Origin of the sequence: Streptomyces sp. NPDC050548 (assembly GCF_044457385.1) — a bacterium.
Taxonomy (GTDB): domain Bacteria; phylum Actinomycetota; class Actinomycetes; order Streptomycetales; family Streptomycetaceae; genus Streptomyces.
In genome coordinates, this window is record NZ_JBITGV010000004.1 from 51,371 (window position 1) to 69,687 (window position 18,317).

The window sequence follows — 18,317 nt, forward strand, 5'->3', positions numbered from 1 at the left end:
TTGGCCGACCAGGGGGTCGTAGCAGCGCATCAACCGATCGGTTGATGCGTCTTCGAGCGCGATGGGCGATGTGGTCGGCCCGGCTCCGGCAGGACCCTCGGAGCATGTCAGCCACACCTGTCATCGAAGTCACCGCACTGCGCAAGTCCTACGGCGGCCGGGCCGTCGTCGACGGTGTCTCGTTCGCCGTCGAGGAGGGCGAGATCTTCGGGATCCTCGGCCCGAACGGCGCCGGCAAGACCACCACCGTCGAGTGCGTCGAGGGCCTGCGCGTCCCGGACGCGGGCCGGGTCCGTGTCACCGGCCTCGATCCCGTCGCCGACCACGAGCAGGTCGCCCGTGTCCTGGGCGCCCAGCTCCAGGAGAGCGAACTCCAGGCCAAGCTCACCGTCCGCGAGGCCCTGGAGCTGTACGCGGCCCTCTACCCGCACCCCGCCGACTGGCGGCCGCTGGCCGAACGCCTCGGTCTGACCGCCAAGTTGACCACCCGGTTCGCGAAGCTGTCCGGCGGTCAGAAGCAGCGCCTGTTCATCGCGCTCGCACTGATCGGCAATCCCCGGGTCGTCGTCCTCGACGAACTGACCACCGGGCTCGACCCGCGCGCCCGCCGCGACACCTGGCAGCTCATCGAGGACGTCCGGGCCAGTGGGGTCACCGTGCTGCTCGTCACGCACTTCATGGAGGAGGCGCAGCGGCTGTGCGACCGGATCGCCGTGATCGACAAGGGCCGGGTCGCCGCGCTGGACACTCCGGACGGGCTGATCCGCCGCTCGGCGGGCTCCACCGTCATCAGCTTCACGCCCTCCGCGCCACTCGACGACGGTGACCTGAACGCGCTGCCCGCGCTCACCTCCGTGGCCCGCAAGGACGGCCGGATCACGCTCTCCGGCTCCGACGAGACCGTCAACGCCGTCATCACCCTGCTCGCCCGGGGCCACATCACCGCCCACCAACTCCGGGTCTCCGACGCCACGTTGGACGACGCCTTCCTGGACCTGACGGAGGTCACCCGATGAACACCGCAGTCCTGCGCACCGAGTTGCGCCTCTTCCGCCGCGAACCGGGCGCCCTCTTCTGGATTCTGGCCTTCCCCACCCTGCTGCTGGTGATCCTGGGTTCCATCCCGGGCTTCCGCCACCACGACGCCGACCTCGGCGGCCTGCGCACGATCGACGTGTACGTCCCGGTCGCCGTCCTGCTCGGCATGATCGTCGGCGCGCTCCAGTCGATGCCGCAGAACCTCACCGGCTACCGCGAACGCGGCATCCTCCGCCGCATGTCCGCCACCCCGGTCCGCCCCTCCGCCCTGCTCTCCGCGCAGATGGTGGTCTACGGCACGGCGGCCCTGGCCTCCGCCCTGTGCGCGCTGGTCGTCGGCCGCCTCGCCTTCGACGTACGCCTCCCGAAGCAGCCGTTCGGCTATCTCCTCGCCCTGCTCCTCGCGATCCTGGCCGCGCTCGCGCTGGGCGCGGTGGTCTCGGCGCTGTCGCGGACGACGAAGATCGCGGGCGCCATCGGGTCGGCGGTGTTCTTCCCGATGATGTTCTGCGCGGGTGTGTGGATCCCGGTGAACTCGATGCCGGACGTCATGGCGCGGATCGTCGGCTACACGCCGTTCGGCGCCGCCGCGGAGGCCCTGAACCGGGCGGCGGCCGGCAACTGGCCGGGCTGGACGCACCTGGGCGTGCTGGTGGCCTGGACCGTCCTGCTGACGGTCGGCGCCTCGCGCCGGTTCCGCTGGGAGTAGGTGCGGTGGCCGTGCAGACTGGGGAGATGACCACCAGGGACCGCCAGATCGACCGGCGCTGGGAGCAGCTGCACACCTGGGGGCCGTACGGGCTGCTCGGTATCAGTGTCGTCCTCGCGGTCGCCTCCTCCGGTCTGTTCGACTACAACAGCGCCGAGTGGAACACCGGCTGGGCCCTGACCGGTGCCGCGTTCGTCCTCCAGCTGTGGTGGCACGCCACCCGCGTCCGCCGCCCCGGCCGCGGCCGGACCCCCTCGCGGACGGGGACCGCGTACTACGTCGTCCGCTGGGCCCTCGCCTTCGTCCTCACCTGGATCGACCCGTTCTTCGCGTTCTACGCCGCCTGCGGCTACATGGACGCCGACGAGCTGATCCCCGGCAGGAACCGGCAGCGACTCGCACTGGTCGCCAGCTCGGTGACCGTGGCCGGTGCGCAGGCCGGCGGGATGCCGTTCGGGAGCGCGGTCCAGTGGATCGTCTTCTTCGCGCTCCTGGTCGCCATGTCCGCCCTGCAGTTGGTGGTCGCCCATCTGCAGGAGGCCGAGATGCGGCGCTCCCACGAACGCAACGACACCATCACCGAACTCGAACGCACCAACACCGCCCTCCAGCAGGCCCTCGACGAGAACGCCGCCCTGCACGCCCAACTCCTCGTCCAGGCAAGGGAAGCCGGGGTCGCCGACGAACGCCGCCGGCTGGCGGCCGAGATCCACGACACGATCGCCCAGGGCCTGACCGGCATCATCGCCCAGCTCCAAGTCGTGGCCAACTCACCCGACTTGACGACCGCCCGCACCCACCTCGACCGCGCCGCCACCCTCGCCCGGCACAGCCTCGGCGAGGCCCGCCGCTCCGTGCAGAACCTCGCGCCGATCGCCCTGGAGCACGACGGACTGCCCGAGGCGCTGAAGAACACGGTCGCCGAGTGGGGCGAACGCACCGGTGTCCGCGCCGAGTTCACCGTCACCGGCATCACCGAACAGCTCCACGACGAGGTCTCCGCGACCCTGCTGCGCATCGCCCAGGAGGCCCTGTCGAACGCGGCCCGGCACGCCCGCGCCACCCGCGTCGGCGTCACCCTCTCCTTCCTCGGCGAGGACGTCATCCTCGACATCCGCGACGACGGACAGGGCTTCGACCCCCTCGCGCTGCCCGAACGCACCCGCACCGGCGGCTTCGGCCTCGACGGCATGCGGGCCCGCGCCGAGCGCATCGCGGGCACCCTCGCGGTCGAGTCCGAGCCCGGTCACGGCACGGCCCTGTCGGCTCGCGTACCGTTGGTCCGCCATGAGTGACGAGGTGCTGATCTCCCTGCTGATCGTCGACGACCATCCCGTCGTACGGGACGGTCTGCGCGGCATGTTCGAGTCCGCGCCCGGATTCCGCGTTCTGGGCGAGGCGTCGAACGGCGTCGAGGCCGTGGAGCGGGCCGCCGCCCTCGACCCGGACGTGATCCTGATGGACCTGCGGATGCCGGCCGGCGGCGGAGTCGACGCCATCCGCGAGCTGACCCGCCGCGCCGCCCGCGCGAAGGTGCTCGTCCTGACGACGTACGACACCGACTCCGACACCCTGCCCGCGATCGAGGCGGGCGCGACCGGCTATCTCCTGAAGGACGCGCCCCGCGACGAGCTGTTCACCGCCGTCCGCGCGGCGGCGGAGGGCCGTACGGTCCTCTCGCCCGCCGTCGCCTCCCGCCTGGTCTCCGCCGTGCGCGGCCCCCAGACGCCCGGCAACGAACCGCTCTCCGCCCGCGAACGCGAAGTGCTGGCGCTCGTCGCCAAGGGCACCTCCAACCGCGAGATCGCCCGCGAGCTCTTCATCAGCGAGGCGACCGTCAAGACCCATCTCACCCATCTGTACGGCAAGTTGGGCGTCAAGGACCGCGCGGCGGCGGTGGCGACGGCGTACGACCGGGGGATCCTGGGCTGAGGGCAGTGCTCAGCCCAGCACCTTCAGCAACAGCACCGCCCGCGCCGGCACGGTGATCGCCGCCCCCGCCCGGTGCACCACCCCCGGCGCCTCCGCCTGCTCCTCCCGCGAGGTGTCGACGACCACCTCGTACCGTTCCGCCCACGGCGGCCCCGGCAGTACGAAGCTCACCGGCCGGTCGCCCGCGTGCAGGACGGCGAGGAAGCTGTCGTCGAGGATCGCCTCGCCGCGTTCGTCGCGGCCGGGGATGTCCCGCCCCGAGAGGTACATGCCGAGGGTGGCGGCGGGCGCGTACCAGTCCCGTTCCGTCATCTCCGTGCCGCGCGCGGTGAACCAGGCCAAGTCCCTTATGCCGTCGGCCGATCGGGCCCGCCCGGAGAAGAACGCCCGGCGGCGCAGCACCGGATGGCGGTGGCGCAGGTCGATCAGCCGGGCGGTGAGGTCGGTCAGCGCCCGCCAGCCCGGGTCCTCCCGCAGCCCCCAGTCCACCCAACTGATCTCGTTGTCCTGGCAGTAGGCGTTGTTGTTGCCCCGCTGCGTCCGCCCCAGCTCGTCGCCCGCGACCAGCATCGGCACCCCGGTGGAGAGCAGCAGCGTGGTGAGGAGGTTCCTCAACTGCCGCCGCCGCAGCGCCTGTACGCGCTCGTCGTCGGTCTCGCCCTCGACCCCGCAGTTCCAGGACCGGTTGTCGTCCGTACCGTCCCGATTGCCCTCGCCGTTGGCCTCGTTGTGCTTGCGCTCGTACGACACCAGGTCCCGCAGGGTGTAACCGTCGTGCGCCGTGATGAAGTTGACGGAGGCGTAGGGGCGGCGGCCGCCCCACGCGTACAGGTCGCTCGACCCCGACAGGCGGTACCCGAGGTCCCGTACGTCCGGCAGCGCGCCGCGCCAGAAGTCCCGGACGGCGTTGCGATAGCGGTCGTTCCACTCCGTCCACAGGGGCGGGAACGCGCCGACCTGGTAGCCGCCCGAGCCGACGTCCCAGGGCTCGGCGATCAGCTTCACCCGTCGTAGCACCGGGTCCTGGGCGATCACCGCGAGGAACGGGGACAGCATGTCGACGTCGTGCATCGAGCGGGCCAGCGCCGCCGCGAGGTCGAAGCGGAAGCCGTCGACGCCCATCTCGGTGACCCAGTAGCGCAGGGAGTCGGTGATGAGCCGGAGCACGTGCGGCTGGACGACGTGCAGGGTGTTGCCGCAGCCCGTGTAGTCCGCGTAGCGGCGGGCGTCGCTCTGCAGGCGGTAGTAGCCGCGGTTGTCGATGCCCTTGAGCGACAGCATCGGGCCCAACTCACCCGCTTCCGCCGTGTGGTTGTAGACCACGTCGAGGATGACCTCGATCCCGGCCTCGTGCAGCGCGCGCACCATCCGCTTGAACTCGCCGACCTGCTGACCCGCCGTACCGGTCGCCGCGTAGCCCGCGTGCGGGGCGAAGTAGCCGATCGAGTTGTAACCCCAGTAGTTCTTCAGGCCCTTGCGCAGCAGATGGTCCTCGTGCGCGAACTGATGGACGGGCAGCAGTTCCACGGCCGTCACGCCCAGCTTCACCAGGTGCTCGATCGCCGCCGGGTGCGCCAACCCGGCGTAGGTGCCCCGGAGTTCCTCGGGTATCCCGGGGTGCAGCTTGGTGAAGCCGCCGACGTGGAGTTCGTAGATGACCGAGTCCGCCCACGGTGTCTTCGGGCGGCGGTCGTCCATCCACTCGTCGTCGGTGGTGTCGTCGTGGACCACAACACCCTTGGGGACGTGGGGCGCCGAGTCCCGGTCGTCGCGCACGGTGTCCGCGACCTGCTGCTGCGGCCAGTCCCGGACATGCGCGTACACCTCGGGCGGCAGCCCGAACTCGCCGTCCACCGCGCGCGCGTACGGGTCGAGGAGCAGCTTCGCCGGGTTCCAGCGGGCGCCGGTCCACGGGTCCCAGCGGCCGTGCACCCTAAAGCCGTAGCGCTGCCCGGGCAGGATCCCCGGCAGGAAGCCGTGCCAGATCTCGTGCGTCAGTTCGGTCAGCGGGGCGCGGGTCTCCACCCCCTGCTCGTCGAAGAGGCACAGCTCGACCGCCTCCGCGCCCCCCGCCCACAGTGCGAAGTTGGTACCCGCCACCCCGTCCGGGCCGACCCGGAACCGGGCCCCCAACGGCATCGGCGTCCCTGGCCACACGGGCACGGTCGGTGCCGGGTGCGGGGCGCCGTTCAGCACGGGGGCGGCACGTGGTACCGGGACGGCCGCCTCGTCGACGGATCGCTCCACCGGCACGCCACCGTCGACGCGCCCCTCCTGCACGGCCTCCTGCTCGGCTGCGCTCGACACCGTCCGGCCTCCTGCGGCTCATGGAACGACGAGGTGAAGAGCGCGCGACGTCCCGGTCGCGGTTCCCTGTCATGTCGTTCTCCCCACTGTTCTGCCCAGAGCTTGGCCAAGTGACCCGGTCAAATCTGGCTGGCGCCGCGCCCCGAGGGGCGCGGGGCTGTTTCGCCATGCGGCTCCGCCGCGCGGGCGCGGCCGGCCCCCACCGGCCCGCGGACATCTCAGAGTGGATCCGGCGGAGCGTGTCGTACTCACGTTTCCCTGGGGCAGGGCCGCTCGTTGAGCACCCCGTGAGGCATGCACAAGGGCGCGCGCGGCGCGCGGGGGTCGCACTGGCCGCCGTACTGACATGGGCAGGACTGCTGGCCGGAGCCACCGGCTGTACTTCCGACGGCGCGGGCGGGGGCGGCATCGACGAGCTCTTCGGCAAGGCACCGGCGCCCGAGGATGTGATCCGGATCTCGCCCGACGACACCGCCAAGGGCGTCGAACCCGACCAGCGCCTGCTGGTCAAAGTGCCCAGCGGGCGCCTGGAGTCCGTGCAGGTCGTCAAGGAACAGGACGCCCAGGACACCCCCGTCCCGGGCCGTATCTCCGACGACGGGCTGCGCTGGGAACCCGAGGACCCGGAACTCGCCCTGGCCGCCCGGTACACCGTCGACGCGGTCGCCCTCGACGGCGACGGCCGCCGCTCCGCCCGGCACACCACGTTCACGACCTTCGTCCCCGACGAACGGTTCATCGGCTACGTCACCCCCGAGAACCGCGCCACCGTCGGCACCGGGATGATCGTCTCCCTCGGCTTCAACCGGGAGATCGAGAACCGGGCCGCCGTCGAACGAGCCATCCACGTCACCGCGAAGCCGGCCGTCGAGATCCGCCCGCACTGGTTCGGCAACGCCCGCCTCGACTTCCGCCCCGAGTCCTACTGGAAGCCCGGCACCCAGGTCACCGTCTCCCTCCGCCTGCGGGACGTAGAAGGGGCGAAGGGCGTCTACGGCCTCCAGTACAAGACGTTCTCCTTCACCGTCGGCCGCAGCCAGGTCTCCCTGGTCGACGCGGCCAGGCACACCATGGAGGTACGGCGCGACGGCGACCTCCTGGCCACCGTGCCGATCACCGCCGGTGCCCCCGGAAGGACGACGTACAACGGGAAAATGGTGGTCATGGAGATGCTGGAGGTGACCCGGATGAACAGCCGCACGGTCGGCTTCGGCGGCGAGTACGACATCCCCGACGTCCCGCACGCCATGCGGCTCACCGACTCCGGCACCTTCCTGCACGGCAACTACTGGGCGCCTGACGCTCCAGGACACGTCAATGTCAGCCACGGGTGCGTGGGGCTGCGGGATGTGAAGGGCGGCGGCTCGGACACCCCGGCCGGCTGGTTCTTCGACCGCAGCATCGTCGGGGACGTGGTCGAGGTCGTGCACAGCAACGACAAACAGGTCGCTCCGGACAATGGACTCGGCGGGTGGAACATGGGTTGGAAGGAGTGGAAGGCGGGCAGTGCGGTCAAGTGAGCGGAGTTGGGGCGGGCGCCCGGTGTCAGGCGGCAGTTGAAGTTGCGACCGAACGGTGACAATCACCTGACACGAAGCTCAAATCCTGGCGGTTAATATGCGCGGACGCGCACGTCAGATGCGCAAAGGGGTGCGGGCCGGACCGGGCCCGGCGAGGGGAGAAAGTCTTGAACGTGCGACCGATATCGGGGGCGTCGGTTGACGCGCGCGGCCGGAGAAACAAGGGGTTGCTCGCGCTGATCCTCGGCGTGCTGCTGCTCGCCGTCACCGCGTGCGGTGGCGGTGGCGGTGGCTCCGACTCCGGCTCCGGGTCCGGCTCGGGCGACAGCAAGGACAAGGCCTCCGGCACGGCCACGACCAAGCAGTCGCAGGCCGTCGTCACCATCGCCCCGAAGGACGGCTCGAAGTCCGTCGACACCAGTGGCGCCCTCAAGATCAGTGCCGCGAAGGGCAAGTTGACCGAGGTCACCGTGAAGGACGCCGGTGGCGCCAAGGTGGACGGCGCGATCACCGGCGGCGGTGCGACCTGGACGCCCGCGACGCATCTCGCCGCCTCCACCAAGTACACCGTGCACGCGGTCGCCAAGGACTCCGCGGGCCGGGTCGCCGCCGAGGACTCCAGCTTCACCACGCTGACCCCGGCGAACACCTTCGTCGGCTACTTCACCCCCGAGGACGGCTCCACGGTCGGCGTCGGCATGCCGTTCTCCATCCGCTTCACCCGGGGCATCACACACCCCGGGGACGTGAAGAAGGCCATCAGCATCACGACCTCGCCGGCCGTCGACGTCGAGGGCCACTGGTTCGGCAACGACCGCCTCGACTTCCGCCCGGAGAACTACTGGAAGTCCGGCACCAAGGTCACCGTCAAGCTCAACCTCGACGGCGTGGAAGGCCGTTCGGGCGTCTACGGCAAGCAGACCAAGACGGTCAAGTTCACCATCGGCCGCAACCAGGTCTCCATCGTCGACGCCAAGAAGCACACGATGAAGGTCACCCAGGACGGCAGGACCATCAAGACCATCCCGGTCACCACCGGCAAGCCCGGCTACGACACCTGGAACGGCCAGATGGTCATGAGCGAGAAGCTCACCGTGACCCGGATGAACGGCGAAACGGTCGGCTACGGCGGCGAGTACGACATCAAGGACGTCCCGCACGCCACCCGCCTGACCGACTCCGGCACCTTCGTCCACGGCAACTACTGGGGCGGCGACGCCTTCGGCAACTACAACGCCAGCCACGGCTGCATAGGCCTGCGGGACGTCAAGGGCGGTTACAGCAAGACCGTTCCGGCCGCGTGGTTCTTCAACCACTCGATCCTCGGTGACGTCGTGGTCGTCAAGAACTCCAACGACGCGACCGTGGCACCCGACAACGGGCTCAACGGCTGGAACATGTCGTGGGCCAAGTGGACCGCGTGACACGTCCCTAGACACATGCGGGCCCGGTGCTGTGACCGACAGCACCGGGCCCGTTGTCGTTAGCGCACGTTAACCTGCGTGCATGACCGTGAATCTCGAAGTCGCCGAGGGCGTCGGCACCATCCGCCTCGACCGCCCGCCGATGAACGCGCTGGACACCGCCACCCAGGACCGCCTCAAGGAGCTCGCCGAGGAGGCCACGCGCCGCGAGGACGTGCGGGCGGTGGTGGTGTACGGCGGGGAGAAGGTGTTCGCGGCGGGCGCGGACATCAAGGAGATGCAGCGCATGGACCACGCGGCGATGGTCGCGCGGTCGCGCGATCTGCAGGACTCGTTCACGGCGGTGGCCCGCATCCCCAAGCCGGTCGTCGCGGCGATCACGGGCTATGCGCTGGGCGGGGGCTGCGAGTTGGCGTTGTGCGCGGACTTCCGCATCGCGGCCGACAACGCGAAGTTGGGGCAGCCGGAGATCCTGCTCGGCCTCATCCCCGGTGCGGGCGGCACCCAGCGGCTGGCCCGGCTGATCGGACCGTCGAAGGCGAAGGACCTGATCTTCACCGGCCGGATGGTCAAGGCCGACGAGGCGCTTCAACTGGGCCTGGTGGACCGGTTGGTGCCGGCCGCCGAGGTGTACACCGAGGCACACGCGTGGGCGGCGAAGCTCGCGCAGGGACCGGCGATCGCACTCCGTGCGGCGAAGGAAGCGATCGACACCGGTCTGGAGACGGACATCGAGACCGGCCTCGCGGTCGAACGGACGTGGTTCGCGGGGCTGTTCGCGACCGAGGACCGGGAGATCGGGATGCGCAGTTTCGTCGAAGAGGGTCCCGGCAAGGCAAAGTTCCGCTGAACCGGACGGTCAAATACCGCTCAGCCACTTGCAATTGACGCGACGTCTCATACAGGTACCTCGACGGGATGGTTTATGGGAACCTTAAGGTGACCTTAAGCCTGCCTTGTCGAGGGAGCCTGTCGATTGCCTCCAACAGAGCCTTCACCGCAGGTCGGAGGGGTCGCGGCCGACTCCGAAATGCCCTTGGCATATGTCAATCGGATGTCGCGGAACGGGTGCTTCCGGGGGGCGTATTCCTCCGGAACCGCCCCGGAGGCCGTCCGGGGCGGCCATGATGGACGCATGGCGGGGCTGGAAGGTATCGGACAGCCGCGGGGACAAGGCCGTGCGACCGCGGCGCGCTGGTCGCCTGCGGTCGAGGACGAGCGGGCACTCAAAGCGATCGAGTTGTTCGGTGATCCGACGGAGGCGGAAGTTCCGCTCCCGTCCCGCCCCGAGTCCGCCGCCGCGGCCCGCCGGCTCACCCAGATCGTCGTCCTACGGCACTGGGGACTCAGCCCGAAAATGACCGAGGACGCCGTCTTACTGGTTTCGGAACTGGTCGGAAACGCCGTACGGCACACGGGTGCGCGGGTGTTCGGACTGCGGATGAAGCGGCGTCGCGGCTGGATCCGCGTCGAGGTCCGCGATCCCTCCCGGGGGTTGCCCTGTCTGATGCCGGTCCAGGAGATGGACCTGAGCGGTCGGGGCCTGTTCCTCGTCGACAAACTCTCTGATCGGTGGGGAGTTGATCTGCTGCCTCGCGGCAAGACGACGTGGTTCGAGATGCGGGTTGCTGATCGCTGAGCGGTCCGCTGGGGGAGGGCGGGGCAGGTCGTCGGTTTTCTGCGGCGCCGCTGTGGCTGGTCGCGCCCACGCGGCGGAGCCGCAAATCGATACTGCCCCGCGCCCCTAAGGGGCGCTGTCGAACCGCAGTTGGATCGGCCCGGCAACCCTGTGCGGACGCCCGTTCGACGTGCGACCCGTGTGGGTCCCTCGATCGGGTTAATGCCCCGGTTTCTTGCTCGGCGCCCCTTAAATGGACCGGGTGACCACGACCGACCGCCGTACGGCGTTGCGTGCGGGTGCCGGGCTCGTCGCCGGGGGCGCACTCGCCGCCGGATGTGCCACGACCGGCCCCGCCGCAGCCCCCGCCGCGCCCGCCCGCGCCCCCGCCGCCAAGGCGACCCCGCTCACCGCCCCCGCCCCGCGCGCCTTCCCCCGGCAGCCCGCGCAGATCACCCACGGACCCCGCGACCGCCCCCGGATCGCGCTCACCTTCCACGGCCAGGGCGACCCCAAGATCGCCACCGCGCTCCTCACCGAGGCCGAGAAACACGGCGCCCGCGTCACCGTCCTCGCCGTCGGCACCTGGCTCGACACGCACCCCGAGATGGCCCGCCGCATCCTCGACGGCGGCCACGACCTCGGCAACCACACCCAGCGGCACATCGCCGTCAACACCCTGTCCGAGGCCGACGCGCTGGCCGAGATCACCGGCTGCGCCGACCGCCTCAAGCGGCTGACCGGCTCGATCGGCACCTGGTTCAGGCCCTCGCGTGCCCCGGCCGCGTCCCCCCTCGTCCAGCGCCTGGCTCACCGCGTGGGCTACCCGCACGTGCTGTCCTACGGCGTCGACTCCCTCGACTTCACCGAGCCCGGCGCCCCTGCCATCACCCGCAAGGTGCTTGCCGAGGTCCGCGACGGATCGGTCGTGAGCATGCACTTCGGGTACGCCGACACGGTCGCCGCGCTCCCCGCCGTACTGCAAGAACTCGACCGCCGCGGACTGCGCGCGGTGACGACCACGGAGCTGCTGAGCTGATGCGACACACCCCCCTCACCCGCGCCCTGGTCACCGGCGCCGCCCTCGCCGCGCTGGCCGCCCTCGCCGGCTGCGGCTCGCAGGACCACGCCGACGAGGCCCTCGGCACCAAGGCCGCGCTCCAGCCGCAACAGCAGAAGAAGCAACAGCCGCAGGTGGCACAGGGATTGCCCGGGATGCCGCCGGTGCTCGACCCCGCCGACGTGTACGCGGCCGACCGGCCCAACCAACTCTCCGCGGTGGTACGGGACTTCCCGTCCCGGGTCTACGTCCCCAACACCGGCTCCAACACGGTCTCGGTGATCGACCCGAAGACGTACAAGGTCGTCGAGACCATTCCGGTCGGGGTCCAGCCCCAACATGTCGTCCCCTCCTGGGACTTGAAGACGCTGTGGGTCAACAACGACCGCGGCAACACCCTCACCCCGATCGACCCGCGAACGGGCAAGGCCGGCAAGCCGGTCGACGTGCACGACCCGTACAACCTCTACTTCACGCCCAACGGCAAGTACGCGATCGTGATGGCCTCCCTCGACCGGCAGTTGGTGTTCCGGGACGCGCACACCATGAAGACCGTGAAGGCGGTCCCGGTCAGCTGCTACGGCGTCAACCACGCCGACTTCTCCACGGACGGCCGCTACTTCATCGTCTCCTGCGAGTTCAGCGGTGAACTGCTCAAGGTCGACACCGAGCAGATGAAGGTGATCGGGCAGCAGAAACTGCCGTTCCACGGGTCGATGCCGCAGGACGTCAAGATCTCGCCCGACGGCAAGCGGTTCTACATCGCCGACATGATGGCCAACGGCATGTGGGTGCTGAACGGCGACACCTTCGCCAAGCCGGACTTCCTGCCCACCGGCAAGGGCTGCCACGGCCTGTACATCAGCCGGGACTCGCGCGAGATGTACATCTCCAACCGCGGCGAAGGCTCCATCTCCATCTTCGACTTCACGAAGAACAGGCTGACCAAGAAGTGGCACTTGCCGCACGGCGGCAGCCCCGACATGGGCGGTGTCTCGGCCGACGGCAAGGTGCTGTGGCTGTCCGGCCGCTACAACTCCGAGGTCTACGCCATCGACACCCGCACCGGCACCCAGCTCGCCCGCATCAAGGTCGGCGGCGGCCCGCACGGCCTCGCCGTCTACCCGCAGCCGGGCCGCTACTCGCTCGGCCACACCGGCATCTTCCGCTGAAGTCGGATTGAAATGCGGTCAGTTGGACACGCTCCGTACGGGTGATGATCCACGGTCCGCCGCCGTGGAACCGGGATCGTGCCCCGCATGATCACCCTGAACCTGCGGCGGCGGACCGCTGCCGCCGTCCTGTCCCTCGCGGCCGTCCTCGCCACGACCGCCTCCACCGTCCCCACCCACACCGCCCGCACCCCGGTCAGGGCCGCCGCGCCCGCCTGCCCCGTGGTCGCCGACCCGGCGATGGCCGCCGCGGACGACCGCGTGGACATCACCCGCATCACCCCGGACCCGGTCTGGCGCACCACCTGCGGCACCCTCTACCGCAGCGACAGCCGCGGCCCTGCGGTCGTCTTCGAGCAGGGCTTCCTGCCCAAGGACGTCATCAACGGCCAGTACGACGTCGAGAAGTACGTCCTCGTCAACCAGCCCTCGCCGTACGTCTCGACGACCTACGACCACGACCTGTACAAGACCTGGTACAAGTCGGGCTACAACTACTACATCGACGCCCCCGGCGGTGTGGACGTCAACAAGACCATCGGCGACACCCACAAGTGGGCCGACCAGGTCGAGGTCGCCTTCCCCGGCGGCATCAAGCGGCAGTACATCATCGGCGTCTGCCCGGTCGACAAGAAGACCAAGGTCGAGATCATGAGCGACTGCGAGAGCAACCCGTACTACCAGCCGTGGCACTGACGCTCAGGACGCGCTGAGCAGCAGCGCCTCCGAACCCACCGGACGGTAGCCCGCCGCCAGGAACGCCCGCATCGAGCGGGCGTTCCCCGGCGCCACCTGCGCCCACAGCGGCTCGGCCGCCAGGTGGCGCGCGGCGGTCACCAGCGCGCGCCCCAGCCCCCGCTGCCGTACGCCCTCCTCGATCTCGACCGAGACCTCCAGCCGTCCCGCGATCCCGCGCCCCGTCACCACCACTCCACCCTCCGTCGTCCACGCGCGCACGTCGTCGCGCCGGCCGCGGGCGTACACGATCCTCGGGTGGTCGCCGTCCGTGATCTCCTCCAGCGGGAGCGGCGGTTCGCCCGGCAGGGGGGAGCCCACGAGCATCGCGTCGACGTTCTCCGCCGTACGGCCCGTCCGGTCGAGCAGGGCCGTCAGGAACCGCGGGTTCATCGGCGCCGCGAGCGCGTCGCAGGGCACGGCGGCCAGGGTGTCGTACACCCATTGCGGGTCCTCGTCGATGAAGACCACCGCGTGCGCGGTGAAGGCGAGCACCCCCGCGTCCCGCTCGGACGCCTGCGGCACGACGGTCGTACGGCCGTCCGGCGGCGGGAAGACACCCCGCGCCACCGCGTCGAGAATGTCCCGGAGAGTTTCCATCCGCCGTGCTCCTCCTGCTCCTTGAGTCTCCACCCACTGGAAGGCCCACACTCACGACATGATCGACGACGGCACCGCACCGCTCACCATCGGGGAGCTGGCCCGGGCCACCGGACTGACCGTGCGCACCATCCGCTACTGGTCGGACGAGGGCGTCCTCACCCCGGTGACCCGTTCCGCCGGCGGCTACCGGCTCTACGACGCCGAGTCCGCCGCCCGCCTCGAACTGATCCGCACCCTGCGGGAGTTGGGCCTCGGCCTGGACGACGTACGCAAGGTGCTGGCCGGGGAGACGACGGTCGCGGAGGTGGCCGCCGCCCATGTGGTGGCACTGGACGCGCAGATCCGCTCACTGCGGGTGACCAGGGCGGTGCTGTCGACCGTGGCGCGACGCGGTTCGACCGCAGAGGAGATGACACTCATGAACAAACTTGCGCGGCTGTCGGCAGCCGAACGCAGGCGGATCATGGAGGAGTTCGTGGACGAGCTGTTCCACGGCCTCGACGCCGTGGATCCGTCCATCGAGGAGCGGATGCGGGCCATCGCGGTGGACCTGCCGGACGACCCGACGCCCGAACAGGTCGACGCCTGGGTGGAGTTGGCGGAAATGGTGCAGGACCCGGAGTTCCGGGCGCAGATGCGGGCGACCGTCGAGTTCAACGCGTCGGACCAGGAGCGCGCCGCGGTGCGCGGGCGGTCCACGTGGTTCCCCATGCGGCTGGTCCAGTTGGGCGCGGAGGCCAGGAAGCAGGGCATCGCCCCCGAGTCGCCGGAGGCGGAGGCGATCGTACGGGAGGTGCTGGGGGACGGCGGCGATCCGGCCGTCGTGCTGGAGCGGATGGAGTCGGCGGCCAACCACCGGCTCGCCCGGTACCGGGAGTTGCTGTCCACGGTGAAGGGCTCCGGGCCCGCGGGAGCGCACCGGGAGGAGTTCGCGTGGGTGGTCGCCGCACTGCGTGCGCGGGCGGCCGGTTAATCTGGCCTCCGTCAACAGGCAGTAAAGCGTTACGAAGGGGCGGATCCGGTGGCGGACATCGAGGAAGCACGCAAGCATTTCCAGCGGATCGACACGGACGGTGACGGCTTCATCACCGCGGCCGAGTTCAAGACCGCCCTGGCACAGGGAGGCGACTGGAACGTGACCGAGTCGGTCGCCGAGGCCATCATCAAGACGCGGGACCTCAACGGGGACAAGGTCCTGTCGTTCGACGAGTTCTGGGCCCACCTGAACAAGTGACCCGGGAACGACCCGAGCGGAAGGGGCGCCCGTCCATCGGTGGACGGGCGCCCCTTCCGTCCGTTGAACGGCTCGGCCCGATGTGACGTACCACTTGAGGGGGCGGCAATCGCGCCGTCAGGAAGAGTCGCCGCTGTGCACTGATCGGTGACCGGGGGAAGGACTGGACATTTCAGTGGATTCGAGCCGTCCGGCCGGCAGCGTTCTCGACCTGACCGCTCCGCCGGAGCGGGAGGGGAACGGGAGCGGGAGCGGAGAACCGGGCGACCGTCGGCAAGTGCTGGGGCTGGACGGGCTCCGCGGGCTGGCGGCGCTGTATGTGGTGCTGTTCCACTGCTGGCTGTACACCTTCCCGGGCTACCCGCACAGTTCGGCGCCCCGCTGGCTCGACGGCCTGATGTTCGGACGTCTCGCCGTCGTCTTCTTCCTGGTGCTCTCCGGGTTCTCCCTGGCGATCTCCCCGGCGCGGCACGGCTGGCGGTCCGGCGGCGTCGGCGAGTTCCTGCGCCGGCGGGCCTGGCGCATCCTGCCCCCGTACTGGGCGGCGCTGATCCTGAGCCTGCTCGTCTCCTGGTACGTGGTACCGGCCTCGCACTTCGGCCCGCCGACCGGCGCGACGCTATGGGTCTACGGCTTCGTCGCCCAGGACGTGGTCACCGCACCGACACCGAACGGCGCGTTCTGGTCGATCGGAGTGGAGTCGGAGCTGTATCTCCTCTTCCCGCTCCTGCTGTTCGTCCGCCGGCGGTGGGGCGCCGCGATCCTGGCGCTGTGCGTGACGCTTCCGGTGGTCGCCGGCGGGCTGATGGCGGCGGGTGCGTCCCCTGTGGAGGGCGACAACTGGCTCGCCCCGCATCTCGCCCCGGTGTTCGCCGCCGGGGTGATCGGCGCGGGCATCATCAGCGCGTCGGACCGGGTCCGGCGCCTGCCCTGGGGATGGCTCGCGGTCCTGGCCGCCCTGCCCGTCCTGGCTCTCGGCCTGGTCCAGGGCTCCGTCTGGACGGTGAACCACTACTTCTGGATCGACCTCGCCGTCGCACCGGCCATGACGATGCTGATCGCCGCGGTCGCCACCGGCCAACCCGCGTTCCTCGTACGGCTGTTGACCACCCGCCCGGTGCGCAGGCTCGGCGACTTCTCCTACAGCCTCTACCTGATCCATCTTCCGGTCGTCCTGACCGTGATTCGCCGGGTGGCCCCGCACTTCGTGTCACCCGGGCTGCCCACGTTCGCGTTCACACTCGCCCTGGGCCTTCCCGTCTCGATATGCGGGGCCTGGCTGTTCTCCAAGATCTTCGAGATCCCGTTCAAGCGGAACAGGTCCTGGAAGTCCTTGATCAGCCGGCGGGCGTGACGGTCGCGGTGGACTTCCCTCCGGAGGGAGTGACGGCGTACCACTCGCCGTCCTTCCCCTGACCGTTCAGCTGCCCGGCCGCCGTGTCGCCGACGTACCGGTAGAGCGGCCAGCCGGCCAGGGTCAGCTGCTTCTGGCCGTTCCGGTGGACCGTACCGAGAAGGCTCTGCGCGACCCCTGAGGTCCCCACGGAATCCTGCACGATGACAGGGATCCACGTCTTGACGCACGCACCTTTGCACGTCCACTTCGAGGGGTTCGGCTCGTCCTTGTCGTAGCGGTAGAGGGCCAGCCCCTTGTCGTCGGTGACCACGATGCCCGCGCCGCTCACCGACGTGGCGGTGACGGATGCGGTCGTGCCCGGGGAGCCGCCGGCGTCGCCCGGAGCGGAGGCGGACGCGGAGGGCGCGGGAGCGGACGAGGTCGTCGCCGCCGGGGCCACGACGGCGGGGGCGGTGCCGGTGTCGTTCGAGGAGCCGCATGCTCCCAGCAGGAACACGGAGGCGATCCCTGCCACCAGGTTCGGGACGATGCGTCGCGGCATCAAGAAACAGCCCTTCGTCGGGAGTCGCGTCTACTTGCGCTTTCCAGTACGGCGGCAGGCTCCGGCCCTCTCAGCCGCCGGTGTCCCATGACGGAGTCTTGACCTTCGCGGTACTCGCTCGACTGCGGGGCGAAGCCGGCATGTTCCTTGCTGCGACGGGCTGTTGGCGTGCGCCGATGGAAGATCTGGGATCCGTCGCCTGGCCGCCCGAGCCGATCAGGACCGAGCGGCTGCTGCTCCGTGAGTCCGAGGCGCGGGACCGGGCGGTGTTCGTCGAACTGCTCGCCTCGTCCGAGGCGCACACCTATCTCGGCGGGCCCCGGCCGCGTGCCGAGTTGGAGCGGGAGCTGCCCGCGATCCCCGCCCGGTGGCCGGGGGCCTTTGTCGTCGAGCTCGACGGGGTGATGATCGGGCACATCCTGCTCAGGCGAACGACAGCGACGGAGCACAGCCGCCCGGCCGCCGTGGGGAAGGCCGACCTCGGCTATCTGTTCCTGCCGCAGGCGTGGGGCTTCGGATACGCCACCGAGGCGTGCGCGGCGGCACTCGACTGGCTCGCCGGCGTGCTTCCGGGCGAGCCGGTGATGCTCACCACGCAGACCGCGAACCTCGCCTCGATGCGGCTCGCGGCGAAGCTGGGGTTCGTGGAGGTGGAGCGGTTCGAGGCCTGGGACGCCGAGCAGTGGCTCGGTATCCGGTCCCCGGCTGTCCTGCCCGGTCACCCGGACGGCGTACGGGATGCGCGAGGGCGTGGACGCGATCACGAAGGGGCTGGCGGAGGCCTCGCCGGAGCGGACGGGCGACTTCAGGGGCTGACAACTCCCCTTGTCCTCTACGGTTGTTGCCGGACCGCGGCGCGGAGCACGAGGGAGGCCCTGGTGGAGGTCGATGCCCTTCCCCGTGTCGACGAGCACGCGACGGTGGTCGCGGCAGGAGTCGACGAGGTCTGGCGCGCGCTGACCGAGACGTTGGACCGTGCTTACTCCCGCCCGGGGGCGGCCCGTTACGCGCGGTTGGTGGGGTGCGCCGACCGTGCCGTCGCAGGGCCGCGACCGTTGGCGGTGGGC

At 70.3% G+C, this 18,317-nt stretch carries 17 protein-coding genes and 1 pseudogene; 15 read left to right on the plus strand and 3 right to left on the minus strand.

From position 1 onward, the window contains the following. The first annotated feature begins 104 nt into the window (after nucleotides 1-104). From ACIBJH_RS13405 to ACIBJH_RS13420, 4 genes are read left to right on the plus strand one after another with little or no spacing between them, the layout of a single operon-like run. Nucleotides 105-1,016 carry an ABC transporter ATP-binding protein gene (locus ACIBJH_RS13405; RefSeq protein ID WP_399116986.1) on the plus strand — a complete coding sequence of 304 codons (912 nt, stop codon included), beginning with the start codon at nucleotides 105-107 and terminating at the stop codon, nucleotides 1,014-1,016. Beyond that, nucleotides 1,013-1,747 carry an ABC transporter permease gene (locus ACIBJH_RS13410; protein WP_399116987.1) on the plus strand — a complete coding sequence of 245 codons (735 nt, stop codon included), beginning with the start codon at nucleotides 1,013-1,015 and terminating at the stop codon, nucleotides 1,745-1,747. The genes ACIBJH_RS13405 and ACIBJH_RS13410 overlap by 4 nt, the downstream gene beginning before the upstream one ends. A 26-nt stretch (nucleotides 1,748-1,773) precedes the next feature. Beyond that, nucleotides 1,774-3,042 (plus strand): sensor histidine kinase, encoded by a 1,269-nt coding sequence (locus ACIBJH_RS13415; RefSeq protein WP_399116988.1) that lies wholly within the window; start codon nucleotides 1,774-1,776, stop codon nucleotides 3,040-3,042. Continuing rightward, the gene (locus ACIBJH_RS13420) at nucleotides 3,035-3,679 is read left to right on the plus strand and encodes a response regulator (RefSeq protein WP_399116989.1); all 645 of its coding nucleotides are present in this window, start codon (nucleotides 3,035-3,037) and stop codon (nucleotides 3,677-3,679) included. The genes ACIBJH_RS13415 and ACIBJH_RS13420 overlap by 8 nt, the downstream gene beginning before the upstream one ends. A 9-nt stretch (nucleotides 3,680-3,688) precedes the next feature. Here ACIBJH_RS13420 and glgX read toward each other — a convergent pair whose 3' ends face one another. Continuing rightward, on the minus strand, nucleotides 3,689-5,986 hold the full coding sequence (gene glgX, locus ACIBJH_RS13425; protein ID WP_399116990.1) for a glycogen debranching protein GlgX: 2,298 nt from the start codon (nucleotides 5,984-5,986) through the stop codon (nucleotides 3,689-3,691). Nucleotides 5,987-6,273: 287 nt separating this feature from the next. On the opposite strand from glgX, the gene ACIBJH_RS13430 reads away from it, so the two are divergent. The 7 genes from ACIBJH_RS13430 (at nucleotide 6,274) to ACIBJH_RS13460 (ending at nucleotide 13,476) form a co-directional block, all read left to right on the plus strand. Next, complete coding sequence (locus tag ACIBJH_RS13430) at nucleotides 6,274-7,506, plus strand: Ig-like domain-containing protein (protein ID WP_399116991.1); 1,233 nt, start codon at nucleotides 6,274-6,276, stop codon at nucleotides 7,504-7,506. 167 nt (nucleotides 7,507-7,673) lie between these two features. After that, the gene (locus tag ACIBJH_RS13435; protein ID WP_399116992.1) at nucleotides 7,674-8,930 is read left to right on the plus strand and encodes an Ig-like domain-containing protein; all 1,257 of its coding nucleotides are present in this window, start codon (nucleotides 7,674-7,676) and stop codon (nucleotides 8,928-8,930) included. A gap of 82 nt (nucleotides 8,931-9,012) precedes the next feature. Beyond that, nucleotides 9,013-9,780 carry an enoyl-CoA hydratase/isomerase family protein gene (locus tag ACIBJH_RS13440; RefSeq protein WP_399116993.1) on the plus strand — a complete coding sequence of 256 codons (768 nt, stop codon included), beginning with the start codon at nucleotides 9,013-9,015 and terminating at the stop codon, nucleotides 9,778-9,780. A 285-nt stretch (nucleotides 9,781-10,065) separates the two neighbouring features. After that, nucleotides 10,066-10,569: an ATP-binding protein gene (locus ACIBJH_RS13445; protein WP_019074483.1), complete on the plus strand. Its 504-nt coding sequence runs from the start codon at nucleotides 10,066-10,068 to the stop codon at nucleotides 10,567-10,569. Between the two features lie 232 nt (nucleotides 10,570-10,801). Then, on the plus strand, nucleotides 10,802-11,587 hold the full coding sequence (locus tag ACIBJH_RS13450) for a polysaccharide deacetylase family protein (protein WP_399116994.1): 786 nt from the start codon (nucleotides 10,802-10,804) through the stop codon (nucleotides 11,585-11,587). Next, nucleotides 11,587-12,780, plus strand: coding sequence for a hypothetical protein (locus tag ACIBJH_RS13455; RefSeq protein WP_399116995.1), 1,194 nt, complete (start codon nucleotides 11,587-11,589; stop codon nucleotides 12,778-12,780). Before ACIBJH_RS13450 ends, ACIBJH_RS13455 begins: the two co-directional genes overlap by 1 nt. Before the next feature lie 87 nt (nucleotides 12,781-12,867). Then, entirely contained in the window at nucleotides 12,868-13,476 is a 609-nt protein-coding gene (locus ACIBJH_RS13460; protein ID WP_399116996.1) for an ADP-ribosyltransferase, read from the plus strand. Between the two features lie 3 nt (nucleotides 13,477-13,479). Here the strand turns inward: ACIBJH_RS13460 and ACIBJH_RS13465 are convergent, their stop codons facing one another. Then, complete coding sequence (locus tag ACIBJH_RS13465; protein ID WP_399116997.1) at nucleotides 13,480-14,115, minus strand: GNAT family N-acetyltransferase; 636 nt, start codon at nucleotides 14,113-14,115, stop codon at nucleotides 13,480-13,482. Between the two features lie 58 nt (nucleotides 14,116-14,173). On the opposite strand from ACIBJH_RS13465, the gene ACIBJH_RS13470 reads away from it, so the two are divergent. The 3 genes from ACIBJH_RS13470 to ACIBJH_RS13480 all read left to right on the plus strand — a co-directional run bounded on the left by ACIBJH_RS13470 (nucleotide 14,174) and on the right by ACIBJH_RS13480 (nucleotide 16,706). Then, nucleotides 14,174-15,091 carry a MerR family transcriptional regulator gene (locus tag ACIBJH_RS13470; RefSeq protein WP_399116998.1) on the plus strand — a complete coding sequence of 306 codons (918 nt, stop codon included), beginning with the start codon at nucleotides 14,174-14,176 and terminating at the stop codon, nucleotides 15,089-15,091. Nucleotides 15,092-15,139: 48 nt separating this feature from the next. Further along, nucleotides 15,140-15,352, plus strand: coding sequence for an EF-hand domain-containing protein (locus ACIBJH_RS13475; protein ID WP_200715263.1), 213 nt, complete (start codon nucleotides 15,140-15,142; stop codon nucleotides 15,350-15,352). 277 nt (nucleotides 15,353-15,629) lie between these two features. Next, nucleotides 15,630-16,706 carry an acyltransferase family protein gene (locus tag ACIBJH_RS13480; protein ID WP_399116999.1) on the plus strand — a complete coding sequence of 359 codons (1,077 nt, stop codon included), beginning with the start codon at nucleotides 15,630-15,632 and terminating at the stop codon, nucleotides 16,704-16,706. On the opposite strand, the gene ACIBJH_RS13485 is transcribed toward ACIBJH_RS13480, so the two are convergent. Then, nucleotides 16,690-17,250, minus strand: coding sequence for a hypothetical protein (locus ACIBJH_RS13485; protein WP_399117000.1), 561 nt, complete (start codon nucleotides 17,248-17,250; stop codon nucleotides 16,690-16,692). The genes ACIBJH_RS13480 and ACIBJH_RS13485 overlap by 17 nt on opposite strands. Nucleotides 17,251-17,426: 176 nt before the next feature. Between ACIBJH_RS13485 and ACIBJH_RS13490 the strand changes: the two are divergent. Beyond that, a pseudogene (locus tag ACIBJH_RS13490) lies at nucleotides 17,427-17,969 on the plus strand (GNAT family N-acetyltransferase); the annotation flags it as partial. Nucleotides 17,970-18,317: the final 348 nt, after the last annotated feature.